Consider the following 18,030-nt stretch of genomic DNA (forward strand, 5'->3'; position numbering starts at 1 on the left):
ATTCATATCTCCTTATTTTAGAATGTATATTTCACAATAAAGCTAGTTGCGCTTTGATTTGTCTTAAAATATGGAGAATCTTTAATTAAGAATTTATTTTTCCAATAATCATATTCAATCCCAGCTGCTAATTTCTTCGGAGCTAATCCAAAATGAGGGCTTAAGTCATATTTAATTTGTGGATTAAAGTGGAAATCGGAAGAGTTGTTGCCTTTAGCATTTACAACCCAATCAATGTAACCATCAAAGATGACCGATGAGTTTAAGAACGGAATGGTATAAGACCATACGGGGGTGATTTGCCATTGCCCATTAGCGGTATCACCATCATCAGGTATGCGGTAATAAACGTTTAGAGTGAAATAGTCAAAACCTTTAAAATTCAAATCAAAACCAGGTCCAACTAGATAGGTATACATATGGTCATAACCATCTTTATCTTGAACACTCCAGTCAAAACTCGTGGCAATTAGCACGTCTTTGACAGGACCAAAACTTAGATCTTTGCCTGTGATTTTTCCAAGCGAAAAGCGTGGTGCTATTTCTGTATAAATAGCATTGTTACCTTGAGATGCTGTTTTTTCTCCCGCAAACCAATACGTATCAACGAATAGGAATATATCGCCCCATTTCCAATTACTGGTATGTTCAAAGGTCAAAGTTTCATGGGTATCAGGTTCTACTTCAAAACCTTTTCCATAGAGTACGGAGACACTATTGGATTGCCAATTCAGCCAAGGCGTTTCTGCTGCAAAGGTATATGAGCTTGCTAATGAACATCCAAGTAATAAAGCACTTAATTTTTTCATAAATTTTCTCCTTTCCTTAGACATCTGCACGATGTTTATAAGTTGCACTAAAGCGTGATTGCAGATATTCCATGCTTGTAATTGGAGAGTACTTTGCTGGATTTGAATGGCTAAAGCAGTTAGGTAAGCACTGGATCACTGTGTGCGGACTGGGTTGAATAAAGAAAGGGAAAGAAAAACGCTGCTTGCCCTTTGGACTTGAAACTCGATGGGGAGTAGATTTATAGGTATCATTAGACCAGCGTGCCATCATGTCACCAATGTTAATGACGTAAGTATCTGGAATGGGCGGAGCATCAATCCATTGACCATGGACATCTTGGACTTGTAAACCACCGATCTCATCCTGTGCAAGGATTGTGACACAGCCATAATCTGTATGTGTTCCAGCATTAAATGATGCTTTATCCGTATTATCTAAGGTTGGTGGATAATGGATGAGACGAAAAAAGCACAGGCTATCTTTTAAGCAGTGCTCAAAATAGTTTTGTGGTAAACCAATAGCGTGAGACATTGCATTTAATAAAACTTTCGCTAATTCCAGCATTTCATCAAAATAACCTTGCATGACTGTTTCCCAATTCTCTATATTTGGATAGACATTGGGTCCACGCAGTGGCTCTTGATTAACGACATCAGGATGATTGTGATCAAGATGAACGCCCATATCGAAAATTTCTTTAAAATCTTCTGGCAAGTCAGGGTTGAGTTGTTCAACACCTAATGCGCCATATCCTCGATGAGTATTCTTATTTTTTTGAATATCTAGTTGTAGTTTTTCAAGTAACGGCTTACTGAAAAATTGCTTTGCAAGATCATAAACGTATGGCAGTTGGTTGGCTTTATATCCTGAAATATAGAAGAATCCCCATTCACGGCACGCTTGATCTATCTGGTGACAAACTTTGGCATATTCTGGGTGAGAGACATCGTAAAGAGGTGTGATATTGATTACAGGTAATTTTTTCATAGCTTTCCCCAGTTTTAAATATATGTTTTTGAAAACATATTTCTATAATGCTGTTCTACGCTGATTGGTGGATATAGTGCTTGTTCATCGTTGGATATGCATTCTTCGATGCATTGAATTTGATAACGATGATTCCCACTGTAGAAGAAAGGAACGGAATAACGTTCTTGACCAGAGATGTTGATAACCCGATGTAACGTTGAGGTATACGTATTATTGGTCCACATAGACATTAAATCACCCAAGTTCACGACGTAGCTGTCTTCTATGGGTTCTGCCCATATCCATTGATTTTGTGCTTGATCCCAGACTTGTAAGCCTTGATTATGATCTTGCAGTAATAGTGTTAACCCTCCAAAATCGGTATGAGCGCCACAGCCTTTTTCATTCGGTTGGGCATTTTTAGGCTGCGGAGGGTAATGTAAAAGTCTTAAGGTTACTAAGTCTGCATCCTTGCAGAATTCGTCAAAGTAGCTTTCATCTAGATTGAGTGATAATGCAATGGCACGCATTAAAGATTCGGAAACTTGGATCATTTGGTGTTGATATTCCTCCATAACTGCCCTGAAACCCTCAATATCTGGCCATTGATTTGGACCTTGATTAAATGACTTCTGAAGAACGAATGGGTCGTCTTCGGCACGTTCTTTGCCAATATAAAAACCTTCTTTGATATCTGGTGGTGAATTGGCTTCTAGTGTTTGTGCTTTGAGCGGTTCATACCCACGGTTTGCCTGCGATGCGGTGATGGAGTATCGTTCTTTGTCTTCAAAAGGCAGATCAAAAAATGCTTTTGAATATTCAAAAACTTTCTGACGTAATGTCTTGGATACACCATGACCGACAATGTAAAAAAAGCCTTTATCAAGACAGGCCTTTCGTATATTCAATGCAACTTCTTTACGTAGGTTTACATCACTATTGTTCAAGTTGGAGATATCAATTAGAGGAATAGATAATGCAAATGGATTTTGTTCGAATGAAGACATGGGTTTACCTACAACAATGTTTTCATTATGTTTATAAAATATTCCTCCAGTTGCATAGCACTGAATATCGAGCAAGGTGATGCCAAAATGAGAGCTTTAATAATTTTTTTAATTAACAATTATTTATTTTTATTTTTCTAGAAGTGTTGCAGAAAAGGCAACAAGGTGTACGAAAAACAGTCCACCTGAGTAAGGCATTTATAAGTGTGTTTGTGGCAAGTTTTTTGCTTCTATTTCAATGATTCAATTCAATTTGTTAATCACTTTGAATTTATATGTTGGCAGAGGAAGTGGTGTTAAAATGAGTACACGTGGCCTTAGGTTTCATTCTGCAGCAATTCACTATTTTGATGCAGTTCGTCGATGTGGTTCAATTAGGGAAGCAGCACGACAGTTAAATGTTGTGTCTTCTGCGGTAAACCGTCAAATTTTAAAATTAGAAGATGAGGTTGGTACACCACTATTTAATAGAATCCCAACAGGGATGGTACTGACGCATGCTGGAGAATTATTTTCCAGACATGTCAGCTTAGTTTTGAGAGATACGAAGCGCTTAAAAAACGAATTAGATTCACTTAAAGGGCTATATAAAGGACATGTAGAGATTGCGAGTGTAGAAACTCTTGTTATTAATTTATTACCTGAAGTGATTGAAAAGTTTCAGCAAAAATATCCCAATGTCACAGTTGGCGTAACTATTTTAGGATCAAAGGATATTCCAAACGAAATTATTGAAAGTCGGGTTGATTTAGGCTTGGCATTTGCTTTGCCAAAACATAATGACTTACACCAAATCGCCATATCACATTTCAAACTCGGTGCAATCGTAGCGATTGATCATCCATTGGCACAGTATGAAACCGTGTCATTTCATCAGTGTTTAGACTATGACTTAATCATGCCAAAGCCCAACCTATCTATTTATCAACAATTAGCACCTTTATTTCTACACGAACAACATTCAATTCCTAAGTTTAAAATGCAAACAGGTTCATTAGAGTTAACCAAGCAATTAATTCTCAGAAATAAAGGCGTGGGTTTTCAGACTATTTTTGGTCTAGAAAATGAAATTATTGATCAACGTCTGAAATATATCCCTTTAAATGATAATAATGGAGTTTACTGTGATCTAGGTTTGTATGCACGAAAGGGGCATTTTCTTTCTGCTGCTACAGATACATTAGCAAGAATGTTTGCAGAAGAAATTTTATCGAGAGCAGAGGGTTAGAATTGTTAAGTTGATAAAATTAGTGGTAAAGCCTTAACTAAATCAATAGTGAAGGCTTTTGATTTATTATTTAGGATAGGGGGAATCTACACCCTTAACAAAGTAATTCATTGTCATAAGTTGTTTATCAGATAAGTGTTTACCTTTCTCTAGAATTAATGAGCCATTTTGATTATAAATTGGACCACTAAAGACAACATATTTACCATTACGAATATTATTGCGAACTGCCAAAACTTTATTTTTTTCATCCATATTGACCATAGGGCCAAAATTTTGAAGATCAATAGCTCCTTCTTTTATGCCATACCATAAGGCGCCAGATTTCCATTTTTTATTCGCAACACTTTGTAAAACAGGAGTATATATTTTTTCCCAATGTAGGACGGAAGCTGCTAAATGAGCTTTTGGGGCAAATTTACTCATATTTGAGTTCCATCCAAAGGCATATTTTCCTTTTTCTTGAGCAGCCTGAGCAACAGCGGGTGAATTTGTCACTTGAGATAATACATCTGCCTTTTGAGATATTAATGCTAAAGCAGCTTCACGCTCTTTTCCGGGGTCAAACCAAGTATTGATCCACACAACTTTGGTTTTGATGTTTGAGTTTACTGATTGGGCACCTAGTGTATAAGCATTGATATCTCTAATCGCTTCTGGAATAGGAAAGGGAGCAACAACCCCTATAATATTTGTCTTCGTTTTATAGCCTGCTAATACTCCCTGTAGATATGAGCCTTCATAGGTTCTTATGTCGTATACACCAACATTTTTTGCAGTTTTATATCCAGATGTATGCATAAAAATAGTGTTAGGAAATTGTTTCGCAACTTTTTCAATCGTATTCATATATCCGAATGTAGTTGCAAAAATTACTTTATTCCCTTGTTAAGCAAGGCTTCGATAAGTGCGTTCTGACTCAGCGTTATCAGGTATATTTTCAATGAATGACGTTTTAAATTTTCCATTCAAAGCTTTTTCAGCTTTGAGCCGCCCAATATCATGAGAATATGACCAGCCATAATCATTTTTATGTGCAACATACACAAAAGCTGCTTTTTCATTTGCATAAGCAGTGCCGGTACTCAGTAGAAGAAAAGCACTTACAAGACTGGTTTTTAAACAATAGTAGTTTAGAGAAAGACTTTTTTTCATGCTAAAACCCCTAATTGGGTGTTTGCATTTTCAGATGTATTTGTGGACTTTTTTGCCATAAAAACTGCTAATCTTTCAGCATAAATTTCGCGTATATATTTAGCTACACTACAACTATCACCGAACATATTATATTTCCAGTTCAATCCGTAAGATTCCAGATTAATGTTATCTACGGTCATCAATTGAATCTTCGAATCTGGATTATTTAGATAGCTATCGATTGTCTTGCGAATTACTTCTTTGGTTGGTGCTAATTTATATGCATGCCAAGTATCCGTATGCCATTCACCATCACTAGGCTGATTAAACGGATATTGAATACCTCGGCCGGGTCTATTGGTGCCTAAACCATAGTAAGGTCCGGTCTCAAATGCCCACCAATTGACAGGATTATTGGGTACAGCAGGTCTAATTTGAGCCCATGTAACTAAGTTTCGGTTTAACCAATCATCAGCAAAACTATCATGATTAAAAGGATCTAATTTTCGAGCTGCTTCTGGATCATTGCGAAATTGTGAAACAGCCAATTCATTTTCATTCTCAATTTTAAAAATACAGTGACTATAATCCATTGCAAATTCAAAAGGTACACCTTCTTTTTCAACGAGATCAGCAACAGGAATTACACGACGGTAATCTTCAGACCAATTGTCAACGTGGCATTCTAGAGTAATAGAAACCCCTTTGCTTTGCGCATATGAGTAAAATTCGATATATGTTTTTGCAACTTCATCATTTGTAACATAGTGCCCATCTGCATGTTTTGCCCAAATCATACAGTTATGAAATTTTGCACCGACAGCTGAACTGCGATTAATGTCATTTTTAAAAGCTTCTTCATCTTTGCCAATAACATATAACCCACATCCAGAATGAATAGGAATATTAGTGAGTTGACTTGCTTTAATGTATGAATCAATTTGACTGTCTTCGAGAGGGATTCGATCAATAAAGTCAAACACCGCAGCATCTTTAAGTAATTCAAATTGTTCTAAAATAGTTGGCTCATCTAAGCTAACAGGATTAAATTTGGATGAGTTTTGTATGCCTAAACCTGCGCAGCCTAATGGGAACATTTTTTTCATATTTTTAATACCAATAAAATTAATTAAACAGCTTCTTTTTTAGATGCATATGTTTTTTGATACATATAGGCTAAATATTCACCTACTGTCATTTCTTTTGCATCGGATTTAAATTCATCCCCCAAATTTTCTAAGGTTTTGATTTTGTATTCATAATCAAGATCAAAGAAAGTTGGTACTGAGTAGCGTGATACGCCAGCCTTATGATTAAAGACTCGATGCATGGTCGATAGATAAAGACCATTTGTCATGAATTGGACTAAATCACCTAAATTAACGATGAAGGTATCAGGGATATGTGGTGCACGAATCCACTCACCATCACTATTACGAACTTCTAATCCACCGACTTCATCCTGAAGCAGCAGGGTTAAAAGTCCCCAATCTGTATGTGCACCACAACCTAACTGATTATTAATGATTTTTTCAGATTGAGGCGGATAATGGAGTAAACGCGTAATAATGACTGCTTCTTCATATCCTTTTTCAAAATAGTTTTCATCAAGCCCTAGGGATAAAGCCAATAACCCTGCGAGGTGTTTACCTAGTTTTAAGGTTTCTTGAATATAGGCTTCAGTCTGTAGTTGAACCTCAGGTGCTTGTTGAGGCCATTGATTTTGCCCATGCTGCGGATAACCTTTTTGAACATAAGGATGTTCAGCTGCGAGATTTTTGCCCGACATAAAACCTTCTTTTAAGTCAGGTGGTGAACCTTCATCAAGTGTTTGTACAGCCATTGGTTCATAGCCACGCATACATGAAGAGTTTTTAAAATCGATAGCAAGTTTATCTTCAAGTGGAAGATCAAAAAACGCTTTCGTTATTGCCAATTGTTTTTCTAATACTTCATTAGGTATACCGTGGTTTTTAATATAGAAAAAACCCGTTGTTCGACATGCTTTATGTATTTCCCAAGCGACCGATTTTCTTTTTTCTAAATTGTCAGAAAAGCTGTCGCTTAGATCTATGAGTGGAATGCTCTTGGGTGTAGAAGGTGGGGTATAAATCAACATTATTTGATCTCCTTAAGCTTTAAGATCAAATTAATTGTTAATAGAGGTACTGCATAGCAGAGAATCTAGCTCAAGTTGATGCCAAAAAGGCATCGCTCAATTTTTTAGTAGAATACAGATTAATTTTGCATAACAATCCTATGTGTGTGGTAATCATAGTGTTAAATTTAGAGGTGAATAGCTCCTGATTTTGTAGACACCTTTTAGTTAGATAAAATGGCTAATTAAAGAGGACTAATCATATCGGGGGCCGACTGGTGTTGGAAGATCTTGGTTGGCTTGTGCACTAGGTGCTGAGGCGTGTCATCTTAATTAAAGTGTAATGTACTTCAATGCAATAAGTCTATTCGATGAAATTGGGGCGGCTTTATCGTTAGGTGAGATAAAAAACTTCAAGAAAAAAATATGTTCTACTAAATTACTAATAATTGATGATTTTGGAGCCTGTAAATAATTTTGTGTAATTGCTTTACATAAATTAAATAGCTCTTGTTAACTATAACCGTTTACTGGTTATAGTTAATTTGGCAGATATACCAAGTTTTCTTACCAGTAGGTGTGTGTACTTGGATTTCATCGTCTATTGATTTTCCTAAACATGCTTTTGCTATAGGTGACTGGAGTGAAATATAGTCTTTACGACCATATATTTCTTCATCCCCAACAATGCGAAATTTGATGGTTTCACCATCATCATTCTCTAATTCGACCCAAGCACCAAAATAAGCTTTTCCATCTTGTTCAGGGCTGTATTCGACTTTATGAGCAACTTCAAAAAGTTTAGTTAAGTATCTAATTCTACGGTCAATTTCACGTAGCTTTCTTTTGTTGTAGTGGTAATCTGCGTTTTCAGACCTATCGCCGAGACTGGCAGCCCATGAGACTATCTTAGTAATTTCTGGGCGTTCTTTACGCACCAAATCATTTAGTTCATCTTGTAAGCGTTGGTAGCCTTCAGCTGTCAGCAATTTACGATTCAAGACAAATACTCCAAAGCCTTGCGTAAGGCATCTAAGGTTGAAACTTTAAAAACAGGCTTATTTGATTCGTCCACAAGCTCACCAAAATGTGTTGGTTTTAGATTCCACTTTTTCTGGAAGTCTACAGATAATAAATATTGTAATGCTCGCACTTCTTGATCAGAAAGCCTAAATGATTCATCAGGTATCATATTCTTATGATCATAAATATCAATCTTCTGTTTGGGCGGAATGATTTCACGGATCATTTGTTGAGCTTCTTTTAACTCTGATGCCATGATGCGCACGAGTAGTTGGTGTTTTGGATTCTGTATTTCTTCAATCCAGTCATTCTCACTTTGCGATGGTTTTCTCAACTTAGGGGTTTGAGATGCCAGATCTGCAAAGGATTGAATTAAAGCTCTGTATTTTTCACCAGTTTTATTTCGGATACTTTGGGCTTTAGGAACACCACGGTTATTACCTAATTTAGCAATTGTGCTGATAGAAAAATCACGGATTCCACGTTCCTTTTGCTCAATACATATCTCATAGATTGCATCAAGCGATTGCTGTATTTTAAGTGATGAGCCAAGTTTTAACTTATTTAGTAACTCTTCAGGATTCATGGCTTGCCTCAATCAAAGTTGGTGAATTATGAAGAATAAGTTCAATTTCCGATTTTTCAATCTGTTCATATTCTGAAAGTTCAATGAGTTTAATTTCACCATCCATAACTTTTTGGACTTTATCCCATGATTTGAGACGGCTCATTAAGAGTTTGAAAATTTGATTCCCTGCGGTAAGTTGTTGTTCTTTTGAAAGCATAAATAGGTTGGGCATAATTTCATTAAACATCGCCATCTTGTCGATGAGTTGTGTTCTTGGATAAATTGCTTGGTCCGCATTGCATGATTTATAGATGACTGCATTTTCACAAACTTCTTGTAATTGTTGATAGTGACTGACTTCTTCCATCTCTAATACTAATTCAGCATTAGGTGCTGTAATTAAAGTAAGTTTTTCACCACTCTCTATAAGAGGGTTGTTATTGATGAGTTTATGGCATTTAGTAATATGGCTATATGCGGCTTGAATATCACACAAGAGCATGTCTAATTTTTTTGCCGCTGTTTCGTATTCAGATTCAAAATTACGAAGATCAGTCTCTAATTTTGATCTTTCAGCAGCTCCTTCAAATTTTTGTTGTTTTAGATTGGCGATATATTCTTCTCTTTCAAGTTGATCAATACCTTCATTAATCATATTGATTTTTAGTTGTAATTTTGCGCAGATATCAGATTGATAATTGGATTGGAGTAAAATTTCGTTAGTAATTGCTAATAGTCCACCAATAAAAGCAGGTCCTGTAATGAAATGCCTACATCGTAAGCAATTTTGAATACCTAAATAACCTTGTGGTGTAGGTGTATAGAAAGAACTACTTTTGATTACTTCACCACCATCTTCACATCTTGATGCTGCAAAAGGGCAAATCCCATAATCTCTAAAAACATAATTTCCCGCAGGAACTTCATTAGACAAGGCTTGCAACAATTCGGTATTGTTTCCAATGAGTTGATTCTTGATATTTTCGATTTTATTTTGTTCAATTGTTCTTTGGATAGACTCCACTTCTGATTTTAACGCTATTTTTTCACCTTCTTCTAATCGTGTCCTAATATCATTGTTTGAAACTTTACAATAGTAGATCGACATGATGACAGAGCTATGCCCGACAATTTTCATCACAATTTCTATTGGCATACCCATTTCTAGGACATAGGCTGTAATGAGGCTAACACGCATACTATGGGGCGTATATTTTGATTTATAGCAACCCACTGTTGCGGGATTTCCTTCTAAAGCCGCTAACATCAAATTTGATGGTTGAATATGAAATAAAGCAGCAGCAAGCCTAGGCGTAAGTGCATTTGTTACAGTTGCTGGTTCAAAATCATTGAAGCGCCTAAATAAAAAACAGTTAATACCTTTGGCTTTTCTTTGTATTTCATTCAAATTTGTTCTTTGGCAGTCCAGCCAAGCACTTGGATATGAGATTGGATTATATTTTTGTTGCCATTTTCGTAACTTGACTAGCCAATAAGCTAAGTCATCTGGCATCCAAGGAATAGTATATCCCTGTCCATTATTATTTGTTTTATTGGTAGTGGTAAGCATGCCGATTTGTCCATCAGGCATTCTTTTAATAAATGATTGTTCCTTGGTTAATCCTGAAAGTGGAGAGTTGTTTTTTTGCCAGATAACTTTATTTTGGGGATCAATGTCCGCTATATATTCATCAGCTTCACCAGAGTCATTATAAGCAATTTGGCGACCACGTAACGGGATCTTGGTGAGAGCATAGGTGTGAATCCAATCGGTTGGACACCATAAGTAGGCTTGATTGTCGACTATACGATAAACACAATCGGGATCATATAAGTCTAATTGATCAAAGCTGACTTTAACCCAATCTGCATCGAACTTATGTAGGTGTTCGAGATCCTGAAAGCATTTTGCATTTGCAGGCATAATCCATTCTTGAGCCTTTTTTACGAAATGATATTGTAGGCAGGGCTTTGTTGTTTCTGAACGAATTGTACTCGAAGATAAATTCTGTTGTGTTAAAAAAAATGAAAATGGATTGCGAGCATTCTCAACCCGAACAATTTCTCCAGTTTCTTCATCTTCAATGGTTAAATCATTATTAATGATGTAATCTAAGAATTCATTAACAGAAACTACTAGTTTACGCTTCGTAGGTTCAGATTCTATATTTGCAAGCACATCACGAAAGGACTTTACATCAAATTTTTCTTGTATGAGAAAAGCGTGGGGTGTTTTATTTTGGTCAAATGGTTCAATATAAAGACGAACAAAGCGGCAAAGATGAGTTTCTTTACTACCTCCACCGCGTGCTTTAGTCATAAATTCTTTTATTTTAATCGCCCAAGTAATATATTCTGGAGAAATGAAATCCGGCTTAAATGGTTCTTCTTTACCAAAAAATTTGTAAGTATTTTTCCATTCATTTTTGTAAACACTTTCTGGGTCAAGAGGTAATGATGGATCATTCTGCTTTTTTATAAATTTTTTGTACTGATTTAAAGTTTTTAAGTTGTTTTCAATAACTAATTTTTGTAACTCAGCATATGAAATAAATTCAATGATATCAAAAAAATCTTTATAACTAACCCATTCTTCATAAATTCTTTCAGGATGTGCTGGAAGTCCATATTCTTTATATTTTTCTTTATAAATTACAGAGTTCGTAATACCTAAATTCTTACAAGTTTGTTTTAACGATTCTAAAGTAGGAAATTCGCTATTAAATTTTTTATTTTCAATTTGTCTTATAGCTTGTGGTTTAATCATTTAATATCTCTTAGTTTATCTTGAACTTCTTCTAATGTTGGTTTGATATAAACAAGGCAAGAAGTTGGACTTTTATGATGCATAGCTTTTTGAATCTCAACTTGATTTAAACCTGCCTGACGTGCTCGAAAGCCGTAAGCATGTCGGTGACCATGTTCAGTTGTACCAAGAGCTTTTTTACAGACTAACCCGATACGTTCTACCGCATTTTTATGTAGTCGCTGAAAGTTTTTTATCGTTTCAGGCTCGCCTAAGGTATTGGTAAATGCAAAAGGATGGGGATTGCTTTTTGATGGTTCTATACGCTGATATTTAAGATAGTTTGCCCAAATGAATAAGAATTCTTTGGCTTTTTCTGGCGGATTAAATACGACTTCGAAATAACCTAATTTTGAAGTTAATAATGGTGTTTTCCATCCAGCATACAGTCTTTCCGAGAACAGATAATTATTCCGTGGTTTGTAAGCAGTTTTGGCTAACAAGTATTCTCGTCTGTTTTTAAAGTAAGTATCTGGTGAAGCGCCTAATTCAGGGTGATAAACACGAACTAAGGCTTCTTTAGGCTTGTTGGGATTTAAAGTTATATCTGAAGTGTAAATATGGAAAATTTCACTTTTTCTTAAACCACCGTAATTCATTAACATGGTGATAGCTTGGGATTTGTAATCTATTTCCCCATTCTTTTCAAAACCTAGATATAAGAGCCTTTCAATTTGATCTTCGGGAAAACGTACAGCATATTCAAAATCAATTAGATCCTCTCTAAAACTTCCAACTATACGCACTTGTTGTGGGGATAAATCTTTCTTGGTTAAGTGATTTAGAAAAACATTTGCTTTTTTGTGGTAATAGGCACACCAATTCAGGCGTTCTTCATAGCCTGTTGCTTTACAAAAAGGATTTACTTTATTCGTTTCATGTTCATCTTGAAGAGCTAAGAAGTCTGTGTAATGCGTGATATGGAACAGTAAGTTATTCGTATCTCGAACTGTACGTGGTCTCCAGTAAAGTTCAAGTGGATCAGTATTGCTGGGAGAGTTTATGGTTCCTGTGATTAACGCCTCAGTGAAGGCTTTTAGAACTTTGGTAGCACTATCAAGGTTTGGAGTAACATTAATATACTTCAATAAAAGTTTAAGCGCATAACAAGATCTCTCTTTCCATGCTTCACTTTTTGAGTTGAACCATGCCAAATAACGTAAATGAGAAATAATGAAACCTTTCTCAGTCAAGATACACGGCAAGACCAAAGTAGTTTGTGTGGAGCAATCTTTGTAATTTACATAAATTTTCTTAACATAAGCCATATACTATTTAGTATGAAGTTTAGGATGTTTAACAATTACACTATCAGTAATTGATCAATTGTCAAACAGATTTATGAAGTAATAGTATGTTATGTACTGGGGTTATAATATCAATACAACAAACAATTGCTCAGGAAAATTGATCGAAGAGTACGTTATCTTGGTAAACGTTTAGAAGAGTTAAAAATTGTAGACTATGTTCCTGAACAAGAGGGAAAGGTTTACTTCGGGGCTTGGGTCGAGATCGAAAATGAAGCGGGTGAACAAAAAATTTTGAGAATTGTTGGTGTTGATGAGATTTATGATCATCATCCTCAACATATTTCGATTGAATCACCCATGGCACGTGCATTATTAACTAAACAAGTTGATGACGAGGTTGAAGTACATACCCCATTGGGCAAAAAGGTTTGGTATATCAACTCAATTCGTTATGAAAAATAGAAAATCTATAAAAATTCAGCTTGTTGAGTTTATTTTGAGCACTCAGTGCATATAATTGCATAAATGATTTGCCAACTAGCATTTTTATTTATATGATAGCCGCCATTGGAAGCGTGGCAGAGCGGTTTAATGCACCGGTCTTGAAAACCGACGAGGGTGTGAGTCCTCCGTGAGTTCGAATCTCACCGCTTCCGCCAAATATTAAAATAAGCCCTTGTTTTTACAAGGGCTTATTTTTTATCTATGACTTTACCCCTCAACCTACCCCTCATCAAATATTGAATGTAAAAAGCAGAGATGGGATGATCTTGGACTGAATAAGAAATCAGTACAAAAATATTAAATAATTCTAAACTCAATTTTGGCTTTGAAAAGATATTTTTAAAATATAAAAGGCTCACGAATGAACCCTTAGATGACAATAAAAAGGCTATAGGTTGTGAACATTACTTGAGTATTTTTTTCACATACAGTGAGCTTATAACGATAAAAAACCAAGTGGCTGATTGACTCGTTTAATAAGTTGTAATCATGTTTTTGGACGATACCTAATCAAAGCAATTGATGTGCCGATGTTCAGGAAAAAACACCTTGAAGTTGATAATCTAAGCATCTGTTTACCGATTGTTCTTTACGTAATAGTTAAAAGAAAAATTGATCGTAATTTAGACATTAGAGGATTTCTTTTTTATACTTAATTCAATTGTTTAAAAATACTATTAGAGATTTCTTGATGAAAATTGAAATATGTGTGCCAAGTTCTGCCACAACTAAAGAGAGGGGGGATTTACTAGAAACTTTAAGTAGAGAAATGCTTGAGATTCAAAACTTCAAAGTAGAAGAAGAAGTTAAAAAGACTGGAATGGAGTTAGATTTGCTATGTAAACATAATGTTGCGGACAGAACAATCTATGTTGAATGTAAAGCTTATCGAGACGGGAAAATTGATGCTCCTATTATTAGGCAACTAATGGGTACCATCGTCTTACAAGGATATTCAGAAGGTTGGTTAATTAGTACTAGTGAATTGGGTAAAGAAGCTAAAGGGATTGAGGATGAATTAGCATCAAAAGGCTTAGCTGGAAAGTTAGTTATTTATACACCTAGAAAAATTATTGATTCTCTATTGGCTTCCAAAATTATAAATCCTCCTCCTCAAGTACAATTAATACAATATTTGCCTGAAGAGAATATAGGAGAATGGAGTTTACTAATCACACCTTATGGTAAGTTCTGGGCTGTTGCAATTCTGGAGGGAGGAATGCCTTCTAAAGTGGTTTGCTATCATGCTAAGTCCTTAAGTTTAGTTGATGACCAAGCTCTTTTAGATAATATTGCTTCGACGGACTCAAACTTATCAAAATTAGATTTCTCGAAAATAATATTATTTACAAAGAAGGAGAAAAAGTTAAGTTTAGAAGAGAGCCTAATTGAAGTTGTTGAAGTCCAAAAAGGTGATGATTGGAACGACTATCGTCCTGCTAGACCTGAAGACTTTGTAGGGAGAACTAAAGATATTAATGATATCTTTGATTTTTTTAAAAAAATTAAAGAAAAGGAAACAACTAGACGTTGTTTTGCTATTACAGGAAATTCAGGGCTAGGCAAAAGCTCATTAATCATAAAATTGCTTGAGAAAGCAGAAAATAGACATCAAAAACACAAAGTTTATATATGTGCTGTAGATGTTCGAGCTGCTAAATCATCAGAATATATCTATGCTGCATTGCTTAAAACGTTGAAGAATGCTCAAAAAAAGGGATTTGGTGATCCTGAAATTAATATTTTGATTACAAATGCTAGTCATCCGTTAGATTCGGAGTCGATTACTGAATATTTAGAAAGTGTGGATAAGGCTAATCAAATAATAGTCTTAGTATTTGATCAGTTTGAAGAATTGTTTAGTAAACCAGATCTATCTGATCTATTTACTAATACTTCCAATATGTTAATGGATGCTACTAGTTTACAATTTAATTTTTGTATTGGCTTTGCATGGAAGACAGATAGTACTACGCATACGGAAAATCCTGCATATTTTTTCTGGCATAAACTTTCCGAATATCGTATGGTAAGAAAATTAAGCCCATTCTCAGATAGAGAATCTCATACTGTGATTAGTAAGTTTGAGGATGTGATTGGTCAAAAATTAGATGGTGATTTGAAACATAATTTAACAGTATCAAGTCAAGGTTATCCGTGGCTCTTAAAAAAATTATGCATCCATTTATATGACAAATTAGAACAAGGTGCTAAACAGGAAGATTTGTTAGAAAATAAATTAGATATCGCTAGTTTATTTTCGGATGATTTAAGTGAACTAAGTATATCTGAACAAAAAGCACTAAGATTTGTTGCAACAAAGGCACCTGTAGACTTGATAGAAACTATTGAAATTTGTACTGATGAGATAGTTCAAAGTTTATTACATAAAAGATTAATTGTTAAAAGTGGCAATAGGCTAAATCTCTATTGGGATATTTTCCGAGAATTTGTTCTGACAGGAAATGTTCCAATTATCGCTCTTAGATATTTACCATCACATGATTTTTCAACAATTTGGAATGTTGTGAAATATTTATCTAAGTCACCTGTAACTATTCATTCTTTACAAGAAAAGACAAACTTTTCTGAAGGTACAATTCAAAATGTTGGAACTGATATTTTACTTTTTGGATTAGCTACAAGAGAAAACTCTCAATATGTTCTATCTGAAGATTTATTAGAGGATGGAAATACTCAAGAAAATCTACTGAATATAATTAGAGAAAAATTTAAAAAACATATTATTACCTTACATTTGAAAGATTTACCTAGCGGAACTTTTTTAACAATTACTAGTATTATTGATTTAATGAAAGAAACATATTCAGAGAATAAGTATGCTGATAAAACTTGGCGATTATATGCTATTAGGCTTATCCGTTGGTTAGAATTAACGGGTTTTTTACAACCAACAACAGAGCCAAATACATGGATTTACCGAGATCTAGGCAGTTCAAAAACTTCCGTTATGAATAGAAGACGTACTTCTAATTTCTTTGTTCCTAGAATTTCACCTCAATTGTTTATTTCAATTTATAGTGAAATAGTAGGTAAAAGTCTTCAACAGTTACCGAATGATAGTAAGACAAATAAAACAGTAGAGATTTTGAGAAAGTTTGAGTTAGTAGACAATGATCGGGTGATGGAGATCGATGATTTTGATTCAATTCTTTATGCTAAGGCTAGTTCAGAATTTAGTATACAAGCTATATTGGAAATAAAAGATTTGTATTCAACTGATAAATTATCAGGGCAGAATTTAGGCATTCTTTTGAAAGAAAAATATGATCTGAAATGGACAGATGTTACAACGCAGCATTCAGGTAATAAGCTAAATAGCTGGGCTAAATGGATTAAAGCCTATGAGGTGAAAAATGAATAGAAATTTTTGAATAACAAGGAAATTGAGAACATCAGTTTCGTTCAACTTTTTAATTTTTATTCATAAATTTCTTTTTATTTCTAAGACTTCCTTCTTTTGAGGAACTTTTAGTGAAGTTCATCTTAAGTCCATAATGAAAAAATTTAATAAGTTATAGCTTCAAAGTTACAATCTGTGAAAATAAAAATAGCCTTAACTTAAGGCTATTTTTTATATCTATTTTTGGCCTTATTTACTATACATTGCCTGTGTATTCCTTCCACGCATAAGTAATTCCATTGCCCTTATAACGATAAAATCCAAGTGGCTCATGGACTCGTTCGATAAGTTGTAACCATGCTTTTTGGACGATACCTTGTCCATCGTAGCAATGGGTATGCTTAGGCTCTGGAAAAATACCATGAAGTTGATAATCATGACAGACTAATTCCCATTGTTCTTTCAGCAAGGGCATATAGTTTTCTTCATTCCCAATAATGTAAACAAATGCCTGTGCAGTTAGCCCCTGATCAAGACCTTTGACGATGCGCCATTGAATATCATAAAGCTTATCTGTGAGCTGCTTTGCTCTATGTAGCCACTGAAAATATTGCTTTAACACTTTTACAGATATTTTCTCCGCATCTTCCTGAGTCTCATAATGAGGTGGATCAGTTTGTGCAATCAAAGGTAGCTCTAAGAAAATACAATTGGCTTGGTCTTGTGTTTGCATTACACGTCGGAAAACAGTTTTTTGTTCATTACGAAGTTTTTGCACTTGCGCTTCATATTTATTGGCGTGAAGCTTAGCTTTGGCAACGTATAGTTCACCACGAAAATGATTGAAGTTATTTTGAAATATAGTGATTGGAATGGCTTGGGGTGAAGTCACTAAACCAATATTTTGAAGTGCAAATTTATGAAAGACTTTTAAGTGAGGATGAACTTCAAAGCCTTCAAAGAGGTCGATAAAATGAGCAAAAATTTTTACTTGATCTAGAATCCAAGTACATAATTGATTCATCTGAGGATAAGGTACAGTTGGCGTAGCTTTATGGAACAACTTAATTTTATCCTGTTCTATCAGTTTCGTACCATTGATCAAACCAAATGCGATTTGATTAAACATTGGATCTCCATACATAGGTCTGACCATTGTGCCATTTGTAGGAAAGCCAACACTTCCATTCGGATAAACATGTGGTGGTGTTTGTACCATGTTAAAAAAATTAGGTTGTGTATTTTGTACAAAAACTTGGTTCATTTGGGAATCCTCTGTAATTC

General features: G+C 35.0%; 12 protein-coding genes, 1 tRNA gene and 2 pseudogenes. 4 read left to right on the plus strand and 11 right to left on the minus strand.

What is annotated here, in order from left to right; all coding sequences use genetic code 11:
• Nucleotides 1-17 precede the first annotated feature (17 nt).
• The 3 genes from AAC851_RS13310 to AAC851_RS13320 are packed head-to-tail and all read right to left on the minus strand — an operon-like array spanning nucleotide 18 to nucleotide 2,768.
• Nucleotides 18-809: an outer membrane protein OmpK gene (locus tag AAC851_RS13310; RefSeq protein WP_340600946.1), complete on the minus strand. Its 792-nt coding sequence runs from the start codon at nucleotides 807-809 to the stop codon at nucleotides 18-20.
• A 16-nt stretch (nucleotides 810-825) separates the two neighbouring features.
• Complete coding sequence (locus AAC851_RS13315; protein WP_340600947.1) at nucleotides 826-1,779, minus strand: isopenicillin N synthase family dioxygenase; 954 nt, start codon at nucleotides 1,777-1,779, stop codon at nucleotides 826-828.
• Between the two features lie 14 nt (nucleotides 1,780-1,793).
• The gene (locus AAC851_RS13320; protein WP_340600948.1) at nucleotides 1,794-2,768 is read right to left on the minus strand and encodes an isopenicillin N synthase family dioxygenase; all 975 of its coding nucleotides are present in this window, start codon (nucleotides 2,766-2,768) and stop codon (nucleotides 1,794-1,796) included.
• A 301-nt stretch (nucleotides 2,769-3,069) separates the two neighbouring features.
• Here AAC851_RS13320 and AAC851_RS13325 point away from each other — a divergent pair, with 301 nt between their 5' ends.
• Complete coding sequence (locus AAC851_RS13325) at nucleotides 3,070-3,996, plus strand: LysR family transcriptional regulator (RefSeq protein WP_340600949.1); 927 nt, start codon at nucleotides 3,070-3,072, stop codon at nucleotides 3,994-3,996.
• Nucleotides 3,997-4,062: 66 nt separating this feature from the next.
• On the opposite strand, the pseudogene AAC851_RS13330 reads toward AAC851_RS13325, so the two are convergent.
• From AAC851_RS13330 to gmtY, 7 genes and pseudogenes are all read right to left on the minus strand, one after another.
• Nucleotides 4,063-5,085, minus strand: a pseudogene (locus AAC851_RS13330) (BMP family ABC transporter substrate-binding protein).
• Nucleotides 5,086-5,147: 62 nt separating this feature from the next.
• Entirely contained in the window at nucleotides 5,148-6,239 is a 1,092-nt protein-coding gene (locus tag AAC851_RS13335; RefSeq protein ID WP_340600950.1) for a hypothetical protein, read from the minus strand.
• Between the two features lie 23 nt (nucleotides 6,240-6,262).
• Nucleotides 6,263-7,252, minus strand: coding sequence for an isopenicillin N synthase family dioxygenase (locus AAC851_RS13340; protein WP_340600951.1), 990 nt, complete (start codon nucleotides 7,250-7,252; stop codon nucleotides 6,263-6,265).
• Nucleotides 7,253-7,758: 506 nt separating this feature from the next.
• Complete coding sequence (gene greB, locus AAC851_RS13345; protein WP_340600952.1) at nucleotides 7,759-8,232, minus strand: transcription elongation factor GreB; 474 nt, start codon at nucleotides 8,230-8,232, stop codon at nucleotides 7,759-7,761.
• Nucleotides 8,229-8,840, minus strand: a complete 612-nt coding sequence (gmtX, locus tag AAC851_RS13350) for a gamma-mobile-trio protein GmtX (RefSeq protein ID WP_340600953.1) — start codon at nucleotides 8,838-8,840, stop codon at nucleotides 8,229-8,231. The genes greB and gmtX overlap by 4 nt, the downstream gene beginning before the upstream one ends.
• Entirely contained in the window at nucleotides 8,830-11,589 is a 2,760-nt protein-coding gene (gene gmtZ / locus AAC851_RS13355) for a gamma-mobile-trio integrase GmtZ (protein WP_340600954.1), read from the minus strand. Before gmtZ ends, gmtX begins: the two co-directional genes overlap by 11 nt.
• Complete coding sequence (gmtY, locus tag AAC851_RS13360) at nucleotides 11,586-12,896, minus strand: gamma-mobile-trio recombinase GmtY (protein WP_340600955.1); 1,311 nt, start codon at nucleotides 12,894-12,896, stop codon at nucleotides 11,586-11,588. The genes gmtZ and gmtY overlap by 4 nt, the downstream gene beginning before the upstream one ends.
• Before the next feature lie 108 nt (nucleotides 12,897-13,004).
• On the opposite strand from gmtY, the pseudogene AAC851_RS13365 reads away from it, so the two are divergent.
• From AAC851_RS13365 to AAC851_RS13375, 3 genes and pseudogenes are all read left to right on the plus strand, one after another.
• A pseudogene (locus AAC851_RS13365) lies at nucleotides 13,005-13,340 on the plus strand (GreA/GreB family elongation factor); the annotation flags it as partial.
• A 107-nt stretch (nucleotides 13,341-13,447) separates the two neighbouring features.
• Nucleotides 13,448-13,537, plus strand: a tRNA-Ser gene (locus AAC851_RS13370).
• A 536-nt stretch (nucleotides 13,538-14,073) separates the two neighbouring features.
• A complete protein-coding gene (locus AAC851_RS13375; RefSeq protein WP_279676471.1) occupies nucleotides 14,074-16,767 on the plus strand; it encodes an nSTAND1 domain-containing NTPase in 2,694 nt (897 codons plus the stop codon).
• A 235-nt stretch (nucleotides 16,768-17,002) separates the two neighbouring features.
• Here AAC851_RS13375 and AAC851_RS13380 read toward each other — a convergent pair whose 3' ends face one another.
• Nucleotides 17,003-18,010: a hypothetical protein gene (locus tag AAC851_RS13380; protein ID WP_334009937.1), complete on the minus strand. Its 1,008-nt coding sequence runs from the start codon at nucleotides 18,008-18,010 to the stop codon at nucleotides 17,003-17,005.
• Nucleotides 18,011-18,030 lie beyond the last annotated feature (20 nt).

Source organism: Acinetobacter sp. HZNU-JH01 (assembly GCF_037996845.1).
GTDB classification, from domain to species: Bacteria; Pseudomonadota; Gammaproteobacteria; order Pseudomonadales; family Moraxellaceae; genus Acinetobacter; species Acinetobacter haemolyticus.